19 protein-coding genes are annotated in these 19,574 nt (G+C 73.3%); 16 read left to right on the plus strand and 3 right to left on the minus strand.

The genetic code is table 11. The annotated features are described in order from the left end of the window. The gene (locus GH723_RS06875; RefSeq protein ID WP_153758961.1) at positions 1-345 is read left to right on the plus strand and encodes a YraN family protein; all 345 of its coding nucleotides are present in this window, start codon (positions 1-3) and stop codon (positions 343-345) included. Positions 346-351: 6 nt separating this feature from the next. Here the strand turns inward: GH723_RS06875 and GH723_RS06880 are convergent, their stop codons facing one another. After that, entirely contained in the window at positions 352-1,029 is a 678-nt protein-coding gene (locus GH723_RS06880) for a histidine phosphatase family protein (protein WP_153758962.1), read from the minus strand. Between the two features lie 44 nt (positions 1,030-1,073). Further along, a complete protein-coding gene (locus tag GH723_RS06885) occupies positions 1,074-1,298 on the minus strand; it encodes a hypothetical protein (protein ID WP_153758963.1) in 225 nt (74 codons plus the stop codon). A 131-nt stretch (positions 1,299-1,429) separates the two neighbouring features. Here GH723_RS06885 and GH723_RS06890 point away from each other — a divergent pair, with 131 nt between their 5' ends. From GH723_RS06890 to ispG, 14 genes are all read left to right on the plus strand, one after another. Next, complete coding sequence (locus GH723_RS06890) at positions 1,430-1,786, plus strand: c-type cytochrome (RefSeq protein WP_195210578.1); 357 nt, start codon at positions 1,430-1,432, stop codon at positions 1,784-1,786. Between the two features lie 81 nt (positions 1,787-1,867). Continuing rightward, the gene (locus GH723_RS06895; protein ID WP_153758965.1) at positions 1,868-3,394 is read left to right on the plus strand and encodes a YifB family Mg chelatase-like AAA ATPase; all 1,527 of its coding nucleotides are present in this window, start codon (positions 1,868-1,870) and stop codon (positions 3,392-3,394) included. Further along, positions 3,384-4,601 carry a DNA-processing protein DprA gene (locus tag GH723_RS06900; protein WP_153758966.1) on the plus strand — a complete coding sequence of 406 codons (1,218 nt, stop codon included), beginning with the start codon at positions 3,384-3,386 and terminating at the stop codon, positions 4,599-4,601. Before GH723_RS06895 ends, GH723_RS06900 begins: the two co-directional genes overlap by 11 nt. Positions 4,602-4,661: 60 nt before the next feature. Continuing rightward, entirely contained in the window at positions 4,662-5,552 is an 891-nt protein-coding gene (locus tag GH723_RS19030; protein WP_153758967.1) for a tyrosine-type recombinase/integrase, read from the plus strand. 5 nt (positions 5,553-5,557) lie between these two features. Then, positions 5,558-6,343 carry an RNA polymerase sigma factor WhiG gene (gene whiG / locus GH723_RS06910; RefSeq protein ID WP_153758968.1) on the plus strand — a complete coding sequence of 262 codons (786 nt, stop codon included), beginning with the start codon at positions 5,558-5,560 and terminating at the stop codon, positions 6,341-6,343. A gap of 87 nt (positions 6,344-6,430) precedes the next feature. Beyond that, on the plus strand, positions 6,431-8,278 hold the full coding sequence (locus tag GH723_RS06915; RefSeq protein ID WP_153758969.1) for a M23 family metallopeptidase: 1,848 nt from the start codon (positions 6,431-6,433) through the stop codon (positions 8,276-8,278). A gap of 167 nt (positions 8,279-8,445) precedes the next feature. After that, on the plus strand, positions 8,446-9,372 hold the full coding sequence (gene rpsB, locus GH723_RS06920; RefSeq protein WP_153758970.1) for a 30S ribosomal protein S2: 927 nt from the start codon (positions 8,446-8,448) through the stop codon (positions 9,370-9,372). 5 nt (positions 9,373-9,377) lie between these two features. Continuing rightward, entirely contained in the window at positions 9,378-10,172 is a 795-nt protein-coding gene (gene tsf / locus GH723_RS06925) for a translation elongation factor Ts (protein WP_153758971.1), read from the plus strand. Next, on the plus strand, positions 10,169-10,939 hold the full coding sequence (gene pyrH, locus GH723_RS06930; protein ID WP_153758972.1) for a UMP kinase: 771 nt from the start codon (positions 10,169-10,171) through the stop codon (positions 10,937-10,939). The genes tsf and pyrH overlap by 4 nt, the downstream gene beginning before the upstream one ends. Positions 10,940-10,961: 22 nt before the next feature. Continuing rightward, positions 10,962-11,516, plus strand: coding sequence for a ribosome recycling factor (gene frr / locus GH723_RS06935; RefSeq protein ID WP_195210632.1), 555 nt, complete (start codon positions 10,962-10,964; stop codon positions 11,514-11,516). Positions 11,517-11,562: 46 nt separating this feature from the next. Beyond that, positions 11,563-12,909 (plus strand): phosphatidate cytidylyltransferase, encoded by a 1,347-nt coding sequence (locus tag GH723_RS06940; protein WP_153758973.1) that lies wholly within the window; start codon positions 11,563-11,565, stop codon positions 12,907-12,909. A 25-nt stretch (positions 12,910-12,934) separates the two neighbouring features. After that, entirely contained in the window at positions 12,935-14,095 is a 1,161-nt protein-coding gene (locus tag GH723_RS06945) for a 1-deoxy-D-xylulose-5-phosphate reductoisomerase (protein WP_153758974.1), read from the plus strand. Beyond that, the gene (locus GH723_RS06950) at positions 14,092-15,420 is read left to right on the plus strand and encodes a M50 family metallopeptidase (RefSeq protein ID WP_153758975.1); all 1,329 of its coding nucleotides are present in this window, start codon (positions 14,092-14,094) and stop codon (positions 15,418-15,420) included. Before GH723_RS06945 ends, GH723_RS06950 begins: the two co-directional genes overlap by 4 nt. A 10-nt stretch (positions 15,421-15,430) precedes the next feature. Next, entirely contained in the window at positions 15,431-16,660 is a 1,230-nt protein-coding gene (gene ispG, locus GH723_RS06955; protein WP_153758976.1) for a flavodoxin-dependent (E)-4-hydroxy-3-methylbut-2-enyl-diphosphate synthase, read from the plus strand. Positions 16,661-16,675: 15 nt separating this feature from the next. On the opposite strand, the gene GH723_RS06960 is transcribed toward ispG, so the two are convergent. Then, the gene (locus GH723_RS06960; protein WP_153758977.1) at positions 16,676-18,013 is read right to left on the minus strand and encodes an MFS transporter; all 1,338 of its coding nucleotides are present in this window, start codon (positions 18,011-18,013) and stop codon (positions 16,676-16,678) included. A gap of 82 nt (positions 18,014-18,095) precedes the next feature. On the opposite strand from GH723_RS06960, the gene proS reads away from it, so the two are divergent. Beyond that, a complete protein-coding gene (gene proS, locus GH723_RS06965) occupies positions 18,096-19,520 on the plus strand; it encodes a proline--tRNA ligase (RefSeq protein WP_153758978.1) in 1,425 nt (474 codons plus the stop codon). The last annotated feature ends 54 nt before the right edge of the window (positions 19,521-19,574 follow it).

Below are 19,574 nucleotides of genomic sequence, written 5' to 3' on the forward strand. Positions count from 1 at the left end.
ATGACCCGCGGCCGCCAGGCGCTCGGCGCCCACGGCGAGGCCCGCGCCGCGGCGTGGTACGCCGAGCACGGCTACGAGGTCCTCGATCGCAACTGGCGCTGCCGCGACGGCGAGATCGACCTCGTCCTCCGGCACGGCCGCACCGCCGTGTTCTGCGAGGTCAAGACGCGGCGATCCGACGCCTACGGCGTGCCGGCGGAAGCGGTCACCCCGGCCAAGCAGCTGCGCCTGCGCCGTCTCGCGGCGCGCTGGCTCCACGCCTCGACGTGGCGTCCGGCCGAGGTCCGCTTCGACGTGGCCGCGGTGCTCGCCGGGCGGCTCGAGGTCATCGAAGCCGCGTTCTGAGCGTCCTCAGCGGGTGCGCATGCCGTCGGGCAGGTGCTCGGTGTCGCCCAGGCGGAAGAGGCTGAACGTCCACCCGCCCCCGATGGGGTGGGGCCGCAGCACCGAGAACGAGGCGTGGAACATCACGAACCGCTCCCACTCCCACGGCACCGGGTCGATGCCGAGGAGGTGGCCGATGATCGTGGCGTTGGTGCCGGCGTGGGCGACGAACAGCGCCCTGCGGCTCTCGTCGTCGATCTCCCACAGCGGACCCTCGTCCCGGTACGGCGTCACCCCCAGCGGCGCGAGCGTCGCCTCGACGCCCTCGGTGACCCGCACGTGGAAGTCCTTGAAGCTCTCGCCCCCGGTTATGCCGGCCCAGTGCTCCTCGATCGGGCGGTAGGGCGCCTGCCGGAAGAGCTCGTCGACCTCGGCCGACGGCGTGCCCGTCCAGTCCGGCATGCGCAGCTCCTCGAGCCACGGCTCGGTGGGCGCGTCGACGCCGAGCACCTCGAGGATGGGTTCGGCGGTCTGCTGGGCCCGCACCATCGGCGACACGAACACCTGGTCGAAGGCCTCGTGGGACAGCCGGTCGGCGAGCCGGCGGGCCTGCTCCCGGCCCCGGTCGGTGAGGGGTGGGTTGTCGATGGCCAGGCCGTCCTTCGCCCACTCGGGCTCGGCGTGGCGGACGAGGACGATCTCCATCGCCGGGGAGTGTAGGGGTGGGTCCGCCGCCGGGGCGGCCGGGTTCAGCGGCCGGGTCGACGGCGGTGGCGGTGCGCCCAGCACCCGTGGTGCCAGTGCCGGCGGAGGTCGGGCGCCTCCTGCGGGACGGCGACGACGTGACCGGTGCCGCGCGGGATGTCCTGGTTGCACCCCGGGCACAGGTAGGTCTTGGTCGCCTGGTACGGCTGGATGCGTCGCACCTCGACGCCGTCCTCGTCGCCGGGACGCCCGGCGCTCGGGTCGATCACCCGAGGAAGGCCCACGCCACCAGCAGCGCGCTGACGACGAGGCCGGCCACCACGAAGGCGATGTCGGCGGTGCGCGAGCCCCGGCGCGGCCGGAACGGGTTCATGCCCATGCGGCCAGTATGTTGCCTGCCATGCGTCTCCGGCACCTCCGCTCCCGCTGGCTCGTCGGCGTCCCCTTCGTCGTGCTGCCGCTGCTCGTCGGCGCCTGCGCGCAGGACGACCCGCCGGAGGTCCCGGCCGGCGCCGACGCCGCGCTCGAGCAGGGGCGTGAGGTCTGGGCCGACAGCTGCGCACGCTGCCACGGCGCCGACGGCGGCGGCGGGTCCGGCGTGAAGCTCTCCGACGGCCGCGCCGAGGAGCTGCACCCGGAGATCGACACGATGATCGACGTCATCGCCGAGGGGCGCGGCGCCATGCCGTCGTTCTCCCAGTCGCTCGACCCCGACGAGATCGAGGCTGTCGCCCGCTACGTGCGCGAGGTGCTGTAACAGCCCCTTTCGCTGCATCCTGCACGCGGTGTAGGGTGCGGGCACTTCCCCCTCCAACGCCCACGCGTCCAGGAGGGTCCGGTGACCGCCACCGTCCCATCGGCCACGCTGCTCGGCGTGCGTGGCCGCCCCGTCCGGGTCGAGGTCCACGTCTCGAACGGGCTGCCGAGCTTCACCATCGTCGGGCTGCCCGACGCATCGTGCCGCGAGGCCCGCGACCGGGTCCGCGCCGCGGTCATCTCCAGCGGCTTCCCGTGGCCCACCCGCCGGGTCACGGTCAACCTCGCCCCCTCCGGGTTGCGCAAGGCGGGCTCCCAGCTCGACCTCGCGATCGCGGTGGCGGTGCTCGTGGCCGAGGAGCAGCTGCCCGCCGGGCGCGTCGAGGGCGTGGCCTTCCTCGGCGAGCTCGGGCTCGACGGCACCGTCCGCCCGGTGGTGGGCACGGTGCCGCTCGTGGCGGCGCTCGACGGGCCTGTCGCCGTCGTGCCGCGGGCGTCCAGCCACGAGGCGGGGCTCATCGGCCGCCACGACGTCCGCCCGGTGTCGTGCCTCGCCGAGCTCGTCGACGCGCTGCGCGGCGACGCGCCGTGGCCCGACCCGCCCCCGGCGCGGCCACCCGCCGACACCGCCACCGAACCCGACCTCGCGGACGTGAGGGGTCAGCCCTTCGCCCGCCTGGCGGTGGAGCTGTCCGCCGCCGGGGGACACCACCTGCTGATGACCGGCCCGCCGGGGGCGGGCAAGACGATGCTCGCCCGCCGGCTCCCGGGACTGCTCCCCGCACTCGACCGCGACGCGTCGCTGGAGGCCACCACCATCCACTCCGCCGCCGGGGTCGCGCTGCCCGACGGTCTCGTCGAACGCCCACCGTTCCGGGCACCCCACCACGGCGCCTCGCCGGTCGCCCTCACCGGCGGCGGGTCCGCCCAGATGCGTCCGGGCGAGATCTCCCTCGCCCACCACGGCGTGCTGTTCCTCGACGAGCTGGGGGAGTTCCAGTCCGTGGTGCTCGACTCGCTGCGACAGCCGCTCGAGGAGGGCGTCATCCGCGTCAGCCGGGCTGCGGGCACCGTCACCTTCCCGGCGCGGGTCCTCCTCGTCGCCGCGATGAACCCCTGCCCCTGCGGCCTCGGCAGCGTGCCCGGCGACTGCGCGTGCAGCGACGCCGCGCGCCTCCGCTACCACCGCCGGGTGTCCGGACCCATCCTCGACCGCTTCGACCTGCGGATCGAGGTCGCACCGCCGGCCATCGACGAGCTGATGGGCGGCGACGCGGGCGAGTCGACCGCGGCCGTCGCGCCACGTGTGGCGGCGGCGAGGGCCCTGGCCGTCGAGCGCGGCGTGCGCTGCAACGCCGACATCCCGGGCGCGCGCCTCGACGAGCTGGCGCCGCTCACGACCGCCGCCGCGACGCTGCTCGAGCGGTCGCTGCGCGCCGGGCGCCTCACCGGTCGGGGGCTGCACCGGGTGCGGCGGGTGGCCCGCACCATCGCCGACGTCCGTGGCCACCCCGGGCCGATCGAGGTGGAGCACGTCGCGACCGCCCTGGAGCTGCGCGCGGTCAGGGCGCCCTACGAGGTGCCGGCGGAGGTGCCTCGTGGAGCGTGACGCGACGGTCCAGGGCGCCGCGGCGGCACTCGCGTCGCTCCCGCTGATGGGGCCACGTCGGCTCCGGGCGGTGGTCGACGCCTGGGGGTTCACCGAGGGCTGGGCACGGGTCGCGGCCGGCGAAGCCCGGTCGCACCCCCACGTCGCCGAGGCGATGGGGAACGACGCCGGCGAGCTGGCGCGCCGCTGGGCCGCCGCGGCCCGGGGCGTCGACTCCGAGGAGGTCGCGCGCACCCACCGAGAGGCGGGCGTCGAGATCCTGGTCCACGGCGGTGACCGGTTCCCTCCAGCCCTCGCCGACGACCTCGAACCGCCCGTGGTCCTCTTCGCTCGGGGCGACCTCCGGGCCCTCGACGGGCCCCGTGTCGGTATCGTCGGCACCCGCCGCGCGACCGCCGGCGGTCGCCAGACCGCGACCGAGCTCGGCCGGGACCTGGCTCGGGCGGGCGTGCGGGTCGTCTCCGGGCTGGCGCTCGGGATCGACGGCGCCGCCCACCGCGGGGCGCTCCACGCCGGCAGCGGCGACGACGGCCGGCCGGGGGGACCCGTGGTCGGCGTGGTGGGCACCGGCCTCGACGTCGTCTACCCCCGTCGCCACGCCGACCTGTGGCGTGAGGTGGGGGAGCGCGGCCTGCTGCTCGGCGAGGTGCCGCTCGGTGGGGCGCCGACCCGCTGGCGGTTCCCGGCCCGCAACCGGCTGATCGCCGCCCTCAGCGACGTCCTCGTCGTGGTGGAGTCCCACGAGCGCGGCGGTGCGCTGCACACGGTCGAAGAGGCGCAGCGCCGTGACGTCGCGGTGATGGCCGTGCCCGGATCGGTCCGCGTCGGGTCCTGCCAGGGCACCAACCGGTTGCTGGTCGAGGGGGCCACGCCCGCGCTCTCCGCCGCCGACGTCCTCACCGCCCTCGACCTGTCCTCCTGCGACCGCCTCCCGCTCGACGTGCCGGTGGTGGCCGATCCGCCGTCCCGCCCGGCACCGCGGTCGGCGACGGACCCAGGCCCTCGCCGAGCATCGCCGCCGGTGGCGGCCGTCCTCGAGCCCGGCGATGCCGACCTCCTGGCCCACCTCGGCGGCGAGCCGGTGCCGCTCGACCGACTCGCCGTGCGGGCCGGCATCGACCTGGGAGAGCTCTCGCTGCGCCTCGCCCGCCTCGAGCTCGCGGGCCGCGTCGTCCGCCACGGCAGCGCGGTGGAGGAGGTCTCGTGACGCATACCGGACGAGACGCACCCAGGAGGCACGAGGAGGGCCCAGGGCTACGGTGGGCGGGTGCCCTGGTCGCTCGACGAGTTCGAACGCAGCCTCACCGGCGTCGCCGAGGCGACGCGCCGGGCCTACCTCGCCGACCTCACGGCGTTCACCGAGTGGGCCGGCCGGTCCTCGATCGACGCCCCCGACGGCGTCTCGCGTCGCCTCCTGCGCCGGTACCTCGCGCACCTCTCCACCCGTCGCTACGCCCGACGCACCATCGCCCGCAAGGCGTCGTCGCTGCGTCGGTACTTCGACTGGGCCCGTCGCCGGGGCCTGGTGACCACCGACCCCGCGGTCGGCCTGTCGGCGCCGAGCGGCACGGGACGCCTGCCCCGGGTGCTGCGCGACGACGAGCTCGTCGCGCTCCTCGATCCGTCGCCGCCGTCGAGCGACCAGGGTCCGGTGCCGGCGGCCCTCCGCCGGCGCGACGACGCCGTCGTCGAGCTCCTCTACGGCTCGGGCCTGCGGGTCGCCGAGCTCTGCGGCCTGCGGCTCGACGACCTCGACCTGCCGGCGCGACAGGTGCGGGTGTGGGGCAAGGGCGCCAAGCAGCGCCGCCTCCCGCTCAGCCCTCCGACGGTCGACGCCGTCCGGGCCTGGACCACCGACGGGCGGGAGCACCTGCGGACCCCCGGGGGCACGGCCACCGACGAGGTGTTCCTCAACCGGCGGGGCAACCCGCTCACCCCGCGCGACGTCCGGCGCCTGCTCGACCGCCGTGCGGCGGCACCCACGCACCCCCACGCGCTGCGCCACACCTTCGCCACGCACCTGCTCGACGGGGGTGCCGACCTGCGGTCCGTTCAAGAGTTGCTCGGACATGCCGACGTGGGAACCACACAGATCTACACGCACGTGAGCACCGAGCGCCTCCAGCAGGTGCACGGGGCGACGCACCCTCGGGCTTAGGGGCCATGGTGGACACCTCGGACGTCGACATCGATCAGCTGTGGGCCGACTTCAAGACGTCGTTGGACCGCACCGCACGCGACCGCCTGATCCTGCACTACTCACCGCTGGTGAAGTTCGTCGCCGGTCGCATGGCCGTCGGCCTCCCGCAGAACGTCGAGCAGAGCGACCTGGTGAGCTACGGGGTGTTCGGGCTGATCGACGCCATCGAGAAGTTCGAGCCCGAGCGGGGCTTCAAGTTCGAGACGTACGCGATCTCCCGCATCAAGGGCGCCATCCTCGACGAGCTCCGCTCGATCGACTGGGTGCCGCGCTCGGTGCGGGCCAAGGCGCGCGCCGTGGAGAACGCCTACACGAAGCTCGAGTCGGTCCTGCACCGCACACCGACCGACGCCGAGCTGTCGGCCGAGCTCGACCTCACCGAGGAGCAGCTCCAGATCACCCTCGGGCAGATCTCCTTCGTGGGGCTCGCGGCCCTGGACGAGACCCTCTCGCTCGGTGCCGCAGGCGAACGTGAGACCTTCACGCTCGGCGACACGATCGCCGACCAGGGGGCCGGTCCGGTCGACGTCTACGAGGTCGAGGAGATGCGCCACCTCCTCGCCGACGCGATCAACCGCATGCCCGAGCGGGAGAAGATCGTCCTCACGCTCTACTACTACGAGGGCCTGACCCTCGCGGAGATCGGCCAGGTCCTCTCGGTCACCGAGAGCCGGATCTGCCAGATCCACACCAAGGCGGTGCTCCAGCTGCGGTCGCGCATCTCCGCGGCCCAGCGCGAGCTGGCCTGACCTCTGGCCGGCTCGCCGGCCGACACATCGGGCGCCTGACGCCCCGCACCTTCCCCCTCGAGAGCCCCTGACTCCGGGAGTGGTGCCATGCGTCGCGCCGTCGACCGCCCCTTCGTCCTCGTCGTCGTCCTGGCGCTCGTCGCCGTCGCGCTCCCCGTGCTCCCCGCGGGGGCCGACACCGACGGACCCGTCGGCTACGTCCACCCGGTCGACGCGCCGGTCCTCGACCCCTTCCGGGAGCCGGCGTCGCCCTACGGGCCGGGCAACCGGGGCCTGGAGTACGACACACCGGCCGGTGTCGACGTCGGCGCTGCGGCGCCGGGTGTCGTCACCTTCGCCGGCGAGGTGGCCGGGGCGCGCCACGTCACCGTCGGCCACCCGGACGGCCGGTTGACGAGCTACTCCTTCCTCGCCGACGTGCAGGTGCGTCGCGGCGACGTCGTCGAGCGGGGCGAGGTCGTCGGCACCACCGGCGGTCCGCTGCACGTCAGCGTCCGGGAGAGCGGCCGGTACGTCGATCCGGCGCTCCTGTTCGGCGTCGAGGTGACGAGCGTGCAGCTGGTCCCCGAGAACCCGTTCGGGAGCCAGCTGTGGGAGCAGGCGGCACGGGAGGTCATGGCCCTGGCCGCGCTGACCTTCGCCGAGGGGGGAGGGTGGGGGCTCGGCGACATCGGCGGCGCGATCTGGGGTGCCGCGAGCGACGTGGCCGGGGCGCTGCGGGAGGTCGCCCCCGACCTGCTCCGCCTGGCCTGGGAGCTGGCGCCGTTCGCCGTGGCGGCGCTCGGGAGCCCGCTCATGGCCGTGCTGGTGTTCGAGCTCGCCCTCCCCGTCCTCCAGGGTCGGGTCCCGCCGCTCCTGCGCATCCTCGACGAGACCGGACCGGTCGGCACGCTGCTGCGCATCGGCGAACGGACGATCGCGTGGGTCGTCCACCGCACCGACTGCACACCGGGGGACGTCGAGCCACCCCCGCCCACCGGGCGTCGCGTCGCGTTGCTCGTGGGCGGGCTCAGCTCGACCTCCTCCTCGGCCCGGATCGGCGACGTTCCGGTCGACCGGCTCGGCTACGCCCCCGAGGACGTGCTCGGCTTCAGCTACGAGGGCGGCCGCACCCCGGACGCGTTCGGGGCGAGCGCCGCCCCGGTGGCCGAGGACCTGCGCGCCGTCCCGGTCACCGAGTACGGCACCGACGCCTCGACCACCGACCTCCGGCGGCGCGCCGAGCTGCTCGCCGACCTCCTCGAGGAGCTCGAGGCCTCGGCCCCGGGGGTCGAGATCGACCTCTTCGCCCACTCCCAGGGCGGCGTGGTCGCCCACCTCGCGCTGCAGGAGCTCGCAGGTCGCCCGGGGGGCACGGACGTGATCGCCTCGCTCGGCCTGGTCGCCACGATGGGCACGCCGCACCACGGCTCGGACCTCGCGGCGATGGCGGTCGCGGCGTCCGAGACGGGGGAGGGGGCGCTGCTCCTCCAGGTGGCCGAGCGCATGTCGGGGCGCCCGCTCGACCCCGACACCTCGACCAACGTCGCCGACCTGGCCCGGGACTCCGACGTCGTGCTCGACGCGCTCGCCGACGGCCCACCGGACGGTCCGACCTACCTGGCGCTGGCCGCTCGGGGCGACCCGGTCGTGCTCGCGGCGCGGACGCGAGCACCGGGGGCGACCCACGTGACCCTGCCGATCGACGGCCTGACGGCGCACGAGCAGCTGCCGGGCCACGCCAGCACGGCGCGGGAGATCGCGCTGGCTCGCGCCGGGATGTCGCCGACGTGCGAGTCGTTCGGCGACTTCGTCACCGACACCTTCGTCACCGAGGTCACGACGACCCTCACGCTGATGATCTCCGACCTGGTCGCCGGACTGACCCAGATGTCGGTCGTGCCGGAGCCCCTGGGCGACCTCGCCGGCGATCTCGTCCTCGACGGGGGGTGGTGAGCCGCTGACGTGGGGGTGGCGCGGCACCGCTACACTCCTCCGTCGGCCCGGTCCCGGGTCGCGCGACGGCATCTGCCGCCGCGCCGGAACACACCACTCAGCCGCACCGACCACGGTCGCCCCACGGGCGCTGGTGCGGCGACGTCGAACCGATGGAAGGAGACGTGATGGCTGCCGTCGTCACCATGAAGCAGCTGCTCGAGGCCGGGGTCCACTTCGGCCACCAGACCCGGCGCTGGAACCCGAAGATGAAGCGCTTCATCTTCGGTGAGCGCAACGGCATCTACATCATCGACCTGCAGCAGACGCTCGGTCGGATCGAGACGGCCTACACCTTCGTCCGCGACCTCGTCGCCGACGGCGGCACCGTGCTCTTCGTCGGCACGAAGAAGCAGGCCCAGGGGCCGGTGCAGTCCTACGCCGAGAAGTGCGGCATGCCCTACATCAACGAGCGGTGGCTCGGCGGCATGCTCACCAACTTCGAGACGATGGCCAAGCGCGTCGCCAAGATGAAGGAGTACCAGCGCATGCGGGACTCCGGTGAGTTCGAGGCGATGCCGAAGAAGGAAGCCCTCCTCATCTCCCGCGAGCTCGAGAAGCTCGAGCGCAACCTCGGCGGCATCCGCAACATGGAGAAGCTGCCCGACGCCGTCTTCGTGCTCGACACGAAGAAGGAGCACATCGCGGTGACCGAGGCCAACAAGCTCGGCATCCCGATCATCGCCGTGGTCGACACGAACTGCGACCCCGACATCATCCAGTACGTCATCCCCGGCAACGACGACGCGATCCGCTCCGGCGACCTCATGTGCCGCGTGATCTCCGACGCCGTCGACGAGGGCCGCTTCATCCGCTCCCGCACCGCCGGCGCCGACGCCGGTCCCCAGCGCAGCCTGCGCGAGGAGGACGAGATCGCCGCCCAGCAGGCGGAGGCCCGCCGCCAGGCGGCCCTCGCCGCGGCCGAGCGCGAGGCGCGCATCGCCGCGGCGAAGAGCGTCACCGCCGAGGCCCAGCCCGAGGCCGCCGAGCCCGCTGCCGAGACCCAGACCGAGGCCCCCGCCGCCGACGCGGCCGAGACCACCCAGGAGTCGTGACCCGCATGTCGAGCTTCACCGCCAAGGACGTCCAGTCGCTCCGCCAGGCGACCGGCGCCGGGATGATGGACGCCAAGAAGGCGCTCACCGAGAACGACGGCGACTTCGACGCCGCGGCCAAGTGGCTGCGTGAGAAGGGCCTCGCCAAGGCCGCCACCCGCACCGACCGCGAGAACGAGCAGGGCGCGGTCGCCGTCGCCCGCGAGGGCGACGCCGTCGCTCTGGTCGAGCTGAAGAGCGAGACCGACTTCTCCGCCAAGGCCGAGGACTTCGTGTCGCTGACGACCCGCCTGGCCGAGGCCGTCGTGGCCCGCGGCGAGGGCGCGGTGTCGGAGCTGGCCGACGAGGTCGATCAGCTCAAGATCACGAAGAAGGAGAACATCGAGGTCGGCAAGGTCGTCCGCTGGGACGTGCCCGAGGGCCACGCCGTGGACTCCTACCTGCACGTCCAGGACGGCCGCGGCGTCAACGCCGTCCTCGTCGAGCTCGACGGTGGCGGCCAGGAGCTGGCCCACGACGTCGCCGTGCACATCGCCTTCACCAAGCCGTCGTACCTCACCCGCGACGACGTCCCGAGCGACGAGGTCGAGGCCGAGCGCTCCGCGCTCACCGACATCACCCGCGCCGAGGGCAAGCCCGAGGCCGCCCTCGAGAAGATCGTCGAGGGCCGCCTCACCGGGTGGTTCAAGGAGCGGGTCCTGCTCGAGCAGAACTTCGTCCGCGACGAGAAGCAGACGATCACCCAGCTGCTCGGCGGCTCGTCGATCGTCCGGTTCGACCAGGTCGTCATCGGCGGATGACGGTGAGCCCCTCGGACACCGCCGACCGGCCGGCGCCCGAGGGGCGTCGCACCCCGCGGTGGGACCGCGTCGTCCTGAAGATCTCGGGCGAGGCCTTCGCCGGCGAGTCCGAGTTCGGCATCGACGGCGCCACGGTGAAGCGGATCGCCCAGATCCTCGTCGACGTCAAGCAGGAGTTCGACGTCGACATCGCGGTGGTGGTCGGCGGCGGCAACATCTGGAGGGGCATGACCGGCGCCGGGGCGGGCATGGACCGCGCCCAGGCCGACTACATGGGCATGCTCGCCACGGTCATGAACGCCCTCGCGCTCCAGGACGTCCTCGAGCAACTGGGCCAGCCCACCCGCGTCCAGTCGGCGATCCACATGTCGCAGGTGGCCGAGCCGTACATCCGCCGACGGGCCGTGCGGCACCTCGAGAAGGGCCGCGTCGTGATCTTCGCCGGCGGCACCGGCAACCCGTTCTTCACCACCGACACCCCAGCCGCGCTGCGCGCCGTCGAGATCGGCGCCGGGGTCCTGCTGAAGGGCACCCACTCGGGCACCGACGGCATCTACACCGCCGATCCACGTGTCGACCCGACCGCCGAGCGCCTCGACCGCATCGGCTACCTCGACTTCATCCAGCAGGGCCTCCAGGCGATGGACTCCACCGCCATCACCCTGTGCATGGAGAACCAAATGCCGATCGTCTACTTCGACCTGCTCGACGAGGGGAACCTCCGGTCCATCCTCGCCGGCGAGCCGATCGGTACCCTGGTCACGTGATGCCATCGTGACCGCAGAGATCATCGAGCTGGTGCTCGACGACGTCGACGACCGGATGGGGAAGGCCGTGCAGCACGCGCGCCAGGAGTTCGCCACCATCCGCACCGGCCGGGCCACCCCCGCGCTGGTCGAGCGGCTGCCCGTCGAGGCCTACGGCGAGGAGCTGCCGCTGCAGCAGCTCGCCAGCTTCACCGTCCCCGAGGCTCGCCAGCTGCTCATCACGCCGTTCGACAAGGGCAACCTCGGCGCCATCGAGAAGGCCATCCAGCACTCCGACCTGGGCATGAACCCCAGCAACGACGGCCACTCGGTCCGGCTGGTGTTCCCGCCGCTCACCGAGGAGCGTCGCCGTGACCTCGTGAAGATCGTCCGGCAGATGGCCGAGGACGGCAAGGTCGCGATCCGCAACGCTCGGCGCGATGCCCGCAAGGAGCTGGAGAAGGCGGAGAAGGACGGCGACATGTCAGCCGACGACCTGCAGCGGGCAGAGAAGGACCTCGACAAGCGCACGCACGCGCACGAGGCCGAGATCGACCAGGCCCTGGAGCAGAAGGAAGCCGAGCTGCTCGAGGTCTGACGGGCGCCCCGCGCCCCCGAGACCCCGTCGCCCGAGGAGGCCCCCCGTGGACGATCGACCCCGCCAGCCCGACGACGAACCGCAGGACGAGGGCTTCCGCGTCCTCTCGTCCGACGAGGCCGAGAGCGAGAGCGAGAGCGATCCCAACCAGTTCGGCCGCGTCCCCGTCGTGCGCCCCGACGACCCGCCGTCCGGTGGTGACACCGGCGAGCCCGCTGCTGCGCCGCCCGCCGACGAGGGGGCCCCACCGTCCGACGGCGCCCCTGCGCTGCCGCACTGGACCGATCCGCCCACGGGCGACGTGCCGAAGATCTTCGGCGACACCGACGACGACCTCCAGGCGTGGTCGACGGTCAGCTCCGCGCAGCCCCGCTGGCGGGACCAGGCGAGCGACTGGGACGACTCCGACCTCGCCGAGCTCGGCCAGGACCTCCCGCCGGTCGGCCCGAGCGACGAGGACCCCGACGACCTCATCACCTTCGACGACGACGAGTTCGAGCAGCCCGCCACCTACTCGGTGCCGCGCGACCCTGCCGAGCCGCACGACGGCCGGGGGGCCGATCCCTACGCCGAGGAGCGCGTCGCCGCACCCCGCGCCGGGCGCGACATGGGCCAGGCGGTCGCGGTCGGCGTCGGCCTCGTCGTGCTCGCCGGCGTGCTGCTGACCCTCGGCGCGAAGTTCGTGATGGCGCTCGTCGTCGTCGTGCTCGTGCTGGCGTCGGCGGAGATGTTCGCCACCCTCCGTCGGGTCGGGTACAACCCGCCCACGCTGGTCGGTCTGGCCGCCGCCGCGGCCCTGCCGCTCGCCGCCTACTGGCGGGGTGAGTCGGGTCTGGTGCTCGGACTGGTCCTCACGATGGTGGTGGCGCTGCTCTGGTACCTGCTCGACATCGGCGGCGAGCACGCGGTGCCGAACATCGGCGTCACCGTGCTCACGGTCGCGTACGTCGGGGTCTTCGGGTCCTTCGCCGCGCTCCTGCTGCGTGCGCCGGACGGCACGGGGCTGCTGCTCGCGGCCGTCATCGGCACGGTCGCCTACGACGTCGCCGGGCTCTTCATCGGCCGATCGATGGGGCGGGCGCCGCTGTCGGTCGCCAGCCCCAACAAGACGGTCGAGGGCACGATCGGCGGCATGGCGGCGGCGCTGCTGGCCACGGTCATCGTCACCGGCCAGATCGCCCCGTTCGACGCCATGGGCGACGCCCTCCTGCTCGGCCTCGTGCTCGCCGTCGCCGCCCCGGCAGGCGACCTCTGCGAGTCGCTGCTCAAGCGGGACCTCGGCGTCAAGGACATGGGTAGCATCCTCCCGGGCCACGGTGGGCTGCTCGACCGCTTCGACGGGCTGCTCTTCGCGCTGCCGGCCACCTACTACCTGGCCCGCATCGTCCTCTGAGCGCCGCGACCACGTCCGTGGCCCGATGAGCGGCCCCACCACCGTCTCGGTCCTCGGTTCGACGGGATCGATCGGGACCCAGACCCTCGAGGTCGTCGAGGCCGAGCCCGACCGCTACCGCGTCGTCGCGCTCGGCGCGGGCTCCTCGGTCGACCTGCTGGCCGCGCAGGCCGTGCGGCACCGGCCGGAGCTCGTGGCCGTCGCCGACGCCGAGGCCGGGCGCCAACTGGACGGACGCCTCCCGGAGGGCACCGAGCTCGTGGTGGGGGAGGGTGCCCTGGTCGCCGCCGCCACCGCCGGCGACGTCTGCGTGAACGGGGTGGTCGGCTTCGCCGGCCTCGAGGTGACGCTCGCGTCGCTGCGGGCCGGACGGCGCCTCGCGCTGGCCAACAAGGAGTCGCTGATCGCCGGCGGGCCCGTCGTGCAGGAGGCCCGTGCCACACCAGGCGCCGAGCTCGTCCCGGTCGACTCCGAGCACGCCGCCGTCCACCAGTGCCTCCGGGCGAACGACAACGCCGAGCGGGTCGGGCGGATCGTCCTCACCGCCAGCGGCGGGCCGTTCCGAGGTCGCACCCGCGAGGAGCTCGACGACGTCTCGATCGACGATGCGTTGGCCCACCCGACGTGGTCGATGGGGCCGAAGATCACCGTCGATTCGTCGACGCTCATGAACAAGGGGCTCGAGGTGATCGAGGCCCACGAGCTGTTCGGGGTCGACTACGACCGCATCGAGGTCGTCGTGCACCCGCAGTCGATCGTGCACTCGATGGTCGAGTACACCGACGGCTCCACGATCGCCCAGCTGTCCCTCCCCGACATGCGCCTCCCGATCGGGTACGCGCTGGCCCACCCGGACCGCATCGCGACGCCGTTCGGGCGGATCGACTGGGCGACGCTCGGCTCGCTCGACTTCGGACTGCCCGACCACGAGGCGTTCCCCTGCCTCGGCCTCGCCTACGACGCGGGTCGGGCGGGCGGCACGGCGCCGGCGTGGCTCAACGCCGCGAACGAGGTGGCGGTCGCCTCCTTCCTGGACGGCGCCATCCGGTGGGTCGAGATACCCGACGTCTGCAAAGGGGTCCTCGACCGGCATGATGGTGCGGCGGCCGACTCCGTGGAGGCCGTCATCGATGCCGATCGGCGGGCCCGCGCAGCGGCCCGCCAGCTCCTCCAGGGACGCACGTGACCCACCTCGACCACCGCGACCAGCCGCCGGCCCCCGTGCCCCCGGCGCGCGAGCCCGAGCCCGAGGGCTCGAGCCCGATCCGCATCGTCCTGCTGCTCCTCGTCGTGGCGTGGGTCGGCCTGGTCGGCGGCCTGCCGTGGGTCGTCATCCTGTTCGCCCTCGTGACGGTGATCTTCCTGCACGAGCTCGGCCACTACCTCACCGCCAAGTGGGCGGGCATGAAGGTCACCGAGTTCTTCATCGGCTTCGGCCCACGCATCTGGTCGTTCCACCGGGGCGAGACCGAGTACGGCATCAAGGCGATCCCGGCCGGCGCCTACGTCAAGGTCATCGGGATGACGAACCTCGAGGAGGTCGACCCGGCCGACGAGAGCCGCACCTACCGCCAGAAGCCGTACTGGCGGCGCATGTCCGTCGCGGTGGCGGGGTCGACGATGCACTTCATCATCGCCATCGTCGCCATGTACGCCCTGCTCGTGGGCTTCGGGCAGCCGACCGACGAGCAGCTCGGCTGGTCGATCGACCGGTTGGCCGCGATCCACGAGGACGGCGAGGAGGACGGCGAGCAGACCGTCGGACCCGCCGAAGCCGCCGGCCTCGAGGTGGGGGACAGGGTGGTGGCGGTCGACGGACGTCCCATCACCCTGTGGGACGAGCTGGTCGACGAGGTCCAGGGGCGCCAGCCCGCCGACGTCGTCGTGCTCACCGTCGAGCGGGGCGGCCAGACGCTCGACCTCGACGTGACGCTCGGTGACAACGGCGAGGGTGACGGCTTCCTCGGGGTCGGCCCCGAGGTCGAGTACCGGGTCGAGGAGGTCGGTGTCGTCGAGGCGATCCCGACGGCGTTCGTCGAGTTCGGCGACATCACGTGGCAGTCGCTGCGGGCCCTCGGGTCGTTCTTCAGCCCGTCGGGCCTGTCGGAGTTCGTCGGGACCGCCGCCGACACCGCCACGTCGCCCTCCGACGGGCCGACGTCCGCGGCCACCGCGGCAGCCGAGGGCGAGAACCGGGTCCTCTCCATCTACGGCGCGGCCCGGCTCGGCGCCCAGGCCGCCGACAGCGGCGTCGAGGCGTTCCTCGCGTTCATGGTGCTCATCAACGTGTTCATCGGGGCGTTCAACCTGGTGCCGCTCCTGCCCCTCGACGGCGGCCACGTCGCCGTCGCCACCTACGAGAAGGTGCGGGAGCTCGCCTCCCGCAGCCGAGACCGCTACCACGCCGACGTCAACAAGCTGATGCCGCTGACCTACGGCGTGGTGTTCCTCCTCGTCGGCGTGGGCCTCGTGGCCCTCTACCTCGACATCGCCAACCCGATCGACCTCTAGGCAGGCCCGCATGGATGCCGGCAGCATCACGTTCCCGAGGCGCCAGACCCGCCAGATCCACGTCGGTGACGTGGCGGTCGGTGGCGGAGCGCCCATCTCGATCCAGTCGATGACGACCACGAAGACGGCCGACGTCGACGGCACGCTCCAGCAGATCTACGCCCTCGCCGCCGCCGGCTGCGACATCGTCCGGTGCACGTGCAACGAGCTCGAGGCGGCCGAGGGGCTGGCCCGCATCGTGCCGCGCTCGCCGCTCCCGATCATCGCCGACATCCACCACCAGTACCGGATGGCGCTCGCCGCGATGGAGGCGGGTGTCCACGGCCTGCGCCTCAACCCGGGCAACATCCGCAAGCCCGAGCACATCAAGGCCGTCGCCACCGAGGCCCGGGACCGCGGGCTGCCCATCCGCATCGGCGTCAATGGCGGCTCCCTCGATCCGGCGCTCTACGACAAGTACGGCGGCCGGGTCACGCCCGAGGCGATGGTCGAGTCGGCGATGCAGGAGCTCGCCTACTTCGACGAGGTCGGCTTCCACGACGTGAAGATCTCGGTCAAGGCGTCCAACGTGCCGCTGATGGTCGAGGCCTACCGGCAGCTGGCGGACGCCACGGACCACCCGCTCCACCTCGGCGTGACCGAGGCCGGTCCGCCCCCGGCGGGGCTCGTGAAGGCCACCGCCGGCATCGCGACGCTGCTGGCCGAGGGCATCGGCGACACGATCCGCTACTCGCTCACCGCCGATCCGGTCGAGGAGGCGCGCGCCGGCCGCCAGCTGCTCGAGGCGCTGGGGCTGCGCGAGCGCAAGAACATCGACCTCATCGCCTGTCCGAGCTGCGGCCGGGCCGAGGTCGACGTCATCAAGGTCGCCAACGACGCCATGGCGGCGTTCGGCGACCGGGAGATCCCGCTGCAGGTCGCGGTGATGGGCTGCGTCGTGAACGGTCCGGGCGAGGCGCGCGACGCCGACCTCGGCATCGCCGCCGGCCGCCAGCGTGGCCACCTGTTCGTGAAGGGTCAGAACGTGGCGGTCGTGCCCGAGGCGGACATGGTCGAGGCCCTCGTCGAGTGGGCCGAGTTCATCGTCGAGAACGGCACCGACGCCGCGCTGGCGCGGGTCGACACCGAGAAGGCGCGTCGCGAGGCGGAGCGCGATCGTGCCGACCTCCTCGACGACAAGGGTGCCGACGCGAACCGCAGCGAGCAGCGCGTCGAGATCATCCGCGGGCTGCGCAGCTGACCGCGACGCGCGCCCTCAGTCGTCGACGCTGACGACGGGGACCTGCTCGGTGTCGAAGCGTGGGTGGTCCTCCTCGTCCCACGCCTCGGGGTCGAGGGTCGACACGACGACCGACGACCGGGCGGGGTACGGGTGGTAGTGCGCCGGGTCGGCGGCGGCCGACCGGCGGGTGATCCGGTAGGCCGCGTAGGCGGCGATGAGGACGTGGAGCGCGGCGAGGAACCAGAAGAAGCCCGCCTCGCCCACCGCGTCCATCGACCACGACGCGAGGAACGGTCCGGCGATCGCCCCGAGCCCGTTGGCCAGCACCAGCCGGCTGCCGGCCCCCACGCGGCGGTCGGCGTCGATGTAGTCGTTCGCGTGGGCGTTGCAGAGCGGGTAGAGCGGCATCGACAGGGCCCCGAGCGCCCCCACGACGACGAGCAGCGCCACGCCGTGCGGGCCCATCGCCCCGGCGAGGCAGGCGCCGGCGGCGGCCAGGGCGACGACCACGATGACGAGGCGCCGGTCGACCCGGTCCGAGGCCATGCCCACCGGCCACTGCAGGGCGGCGCCGCCGAGGATGGCCGCGAGCATGAACACCGAGGTCTTGGCGAGCGACAGCCCGGCGAGCTGGGCGTAGACCACGCCGACGCCGAAGAGGGCGCCTGACGCCGTGCCGGCGAGGACGGACCCGATCACCCCGAGGGGAGCGGCGTGGAAGACCTCCCGGAGGTCCACGTCGGTCGGTGTGGGGATGACGGGCGCGGAGCGGACCGAGAGGGCGGCCGGGACCAGCGCCACCGACACGAGCACCGACGTGATGATGAAGAGCTCGAAGCCGCCGGGGTCGGCGACGTTCAGGAGGAGCTGGCCGGCGCCCATGCCGCCGTAGACGACCACCATGTAGATCGACAGCAGGGACCCGCGGGTCTCGTTGGTGGCGCCCTCGTTGAGCCAGCTCTCGGCGACCACGAACAGCCCGGCCATGCAGAAGCCGCTGACGATGCGGATGAGCGTCCACCCGAGCGGCTCGACGACGAGGGAGTGCAGGAGCACCGTGCTCGACGCGATGGAGGCGAAGGCGGCGAAGACCCGGATGTGCCCGACGGCGCTCACGAGGCGGGGAGCGCGCAGGGAGCCCAGCAGGTAGCCGAGGTAGTAGCTCGACATCACGATGCCGACGGTGGTCGTGCTGAAGCCCTCGATCGACGCCCGGAGGCCGAGGAGGCTGCCCTGGAGGCCGGTGCCGAGCATCAGCAGGGCGATGCCGACGAGGAGGGCCCAGATGGCCCCCACGGCGTGGCCGAGGGCGAGGATGCTCGAGCGCGGCGCGCTCGTCGTCGAGAGGTCGGGGGAGGCGGAGGTGGACACCGTCGAGCGACCCTATCGCCCGTCGGCCGGACGCCGCGCGGGCCGCCGAGCGCCACGCAGGCGAGCGGTAGGCTCGCCCGCCATGGCTCAGCGTGTGCTCACCCCGCAGGCGGAGGACTTCCCCCGCTGGTACCAGGACGTCGTCGCCAAGGCGGAGATGGCCGAGAACGGCCCGGTGCGGGGCACGATGGTGATCCGTCCGTACGGCTACGCGATCTGGGAGCGGATGCAGCGGGAGGTCGACGACCGGATCAAGGCCGCGGGCGCCCAGAACGTGGCGTTCCCCATGTTCATCCCCGAGTCCTACCTGCAGCGGGAGGCCGAGCACGTCGAGGGGTTCAGCCCCGAGCTGGCCGTCGTCACCCACGCCGGCGGGAAGGAGCTCGAGGAACCGGTCGTCGTGCGTCCGACGAGCGAGACCGTGTTCGGCGAGTTCATGGCCAAGTGGATCCAGGGGTACCGGGACCTCCCGCTCCTGCTCAACCAGTGGGCGAACGTCGTGCGCTGGGAGCTGCGGCCGCGGGTGTTCCTGCGCACCACGGAGTTCCTGTGGCAGGAGGGTCACACCGCGCACGCCTCGGAGGCCGACGCCACCGCCTACGCCCTGCGCATCCTCCACGACGTCTACCGCGACTTCATGGTCGAGGTCCTCGGCATCCCCGTGCTGGTGGGGCGCAAGACGGCGCGGGAGCGCTTCGCCGGGGCGATCAACACGCTCACCTGCGAGGCGATCGTCGGCGACGGCAAGGCGCTGCAGATGGGCACCAGCCACGAGCTGGGCCAGAACTTCTCCCGGGCCTTCGACATCCTCTACCTCGATGCCGACGGCCAGCAGCAGCACGCGTGGACGACGTCGTGGGGGGTGTCGACCCGCATGGTCGGGGGGCTGATCATGAGCCACGGCGACGACGACGGCCTGCGCATCCCGCCTCGGCTCGCCCCGACCCAGGTCGTGGTCGTGGTCGTGCGGGACGACGCCGGTTGCCTCGAGCGTGGCGGCGCGCTGGTCGACGAGCTGCGACACGCCGGCGTCCGGGTCGTCCTCGACGACAAGGTGTCGGTGTCGTTCGGTCGGCGGGCCACCGACTGGGAGCTGAAGGGCGTCCCGGTGCGTGTCGAGGTCGGTCCCCGCGACCTCGCCGACGGGGTCGTCACCCTCGTGCGGCGCGACCTCGCCAGCGACAACCCGAGCCGGAAGCAGACGGTCGGCCTCGACCAGGTCGCCGCGGCGGTCGCGACCGCGCTCGAGGACGGCCAGGCGTCGTTGCGCCGACAGGCCGAGGAGCACCTGGCCGCCCGGCTCGTCGACGTCGAGGACCTCGATTCTGCCGTCGAGGCGGCCGCCACCGGGGCCGCGCGGATCCCGTGGGCGCTCGTCGGCGACGCGGGCGAGGACCGGCTGGCCGCCGAGGGGGTCACGGTCCGCTGCATCCAGCGGCCCGACGGCACCGTCCCGGCGAGCGCCGACGAGCCCGACCTCGTCGCCGTCGCCGCGCGGGCGTACTGAGGCCGGCGGCGCCGCGCCCGGGGGCGGGGCCCGGCGCGGGCCCCTGGCGGCGGG

Source organism: Actinomarinicola tropica (assembly GCF_009650215.1).
In the GTDB taxonomy this organism is placed as follows: domain Bacteria; phylum Actinomycetota; class Acidimicrobiia; order Acidimicrobiales; family SKKL01; genus Actinomarinicola; species Actinomarinicola tropica.